At 61.2% G+C, this 1,286-nt stretch carries 1 protein-coding gene; it reads right to left on the bottom strand.

The window, feature by feature from the left end:
* Positions 1 to 37: 37 nt before the first annotated feature.
* A protein-coding gene (locus RHOFW104R8_RS10870) for an IS3 family transposase (RefSeq protein ID WP_153021709.1) occupies positions 38 to 1,224 on the bottom strand; the annotation gives its coding sequence in 2 pieces (ribosomal slippage) (positions 38 to 969 and positions 969 to 1,224; 1,188 coding nt in all).
* Positions 1,225 to 1,286: the final 62 nt, after the last annotated feature.

Genomic DNA, 1,286 nt, shown 5'->3' with positions numbered 1-1,286 from the left:
TGACCTTGCCCTCGAATTCCGCACCCCATAACCGAGGTCATGAGCTGGCTTGTTTGGCCTGATCGGTCAGCCAGTGTTGCTCGAACTGCATCGGGCTGATGTAGTTCAAGGTAGAGTGTAATCGGAACTGGTTGTACCAAAGCAGCCAGGCAATCGTTTCATCCTTGGCGTGGCGGCGGGTGATGAAGCGTTGGCCGTGCAGTCGTTCTACCTTCAGTGAGCCGAACAGCGTTTCGCTGCAGGCATTGTCCCAGCAGTTGCCATGCCGACTCATCGAAGCGGCGATGCCGTAGTCCTTGAGCACGTCTCGGTAGTCCTCACTGGCATACTGGCTGCCGCGGTCGCTGTGAAAGATCAATCCGGTTTCCTTGTCGGGATGGCGCTTGAACCATGCCATGCGCAGTGCATCGATCACGAGGTCGCGGGTCATGTCCGCACGCATCGACCAACCCACAACCTGACGGCTGAACAGGTCGATCACCACGGCCAGGTACAGCCAACCTTCGTCGGTGGGAATGTAGGTGATGTCGCCCACCCAGACCTTGTCCGGCTCGGCCACGGTGAACTGGCGGTCCAGAAGGTTCGGAGCGATAGGCAGGTCATGGTTGCTGTCGGTGGTGACCTTGAACCGCTTCTTGCCCTTGGCGCGAATGCCGTGCTGGCGCATCAGCGCCTGCAGTCGCTGTTTGCCGACGCGCACGCCGTTCTTGCGCAGTTCACGCCAGAGGCGTGGTCGGCCGTAAGCACGCTTCGTCTGCGCGTGGATCGCCTTGATGTGCACCAGTAGCGCCTCGTCACTCAGGTGCCGACGCGGCGCCGTGCTGGCCTGGTGAGCCACGTGCCCGTGGTAGCCGCTGACGCTCACGTTCAGCACCCGGCATTGCACCGTGATCGGCCACACCTGGCGATGACGCTGGATAAAGGCGTACCTCACTTCGCACCCTTGGCGAAGTACGCCGTCGCTTTTCCCAGGATATCGCGCTCCATCTTCACCCGGGCCAGCTCGGCACGTAGCCGGGCAATCTCCATCTGCTCGGCGCTCACCGGCTTGCTGTCGGCGCCCTTGAGCTGCCCTTGTCGGCTCGCCTTAACCCAGTTGAACAGCGTCTGCTCAACCAGTCCAAGCGTCTTGGCCACTGAGGCCTGGCTCTGGCCACCCTCGACCAGCCGCACCGCTTCTTGCTTGAATTCGAGCGTGTAGCGCGCCCGCGTTGTCTTCGTCATGTCGTTCTCCTTGCGTGGATTGAATCACACGGCAAGGGATACGTTTCTCGCGGGCAAGGTCA

The organism is Rhodanobacter sp. FW104-R8 (assembly GCF_001617365.1).
Lineage (GTDB): Bacteria > Pseudomonadota > Gammaproteobacteria > Xanthomonadales > Rhodanobacteraceae > Rhodanobacter.
Note: the sequence above shows the minus strand (reverse complement) of the source record. Positions and strands in the feature narration are given on the sequence as shown.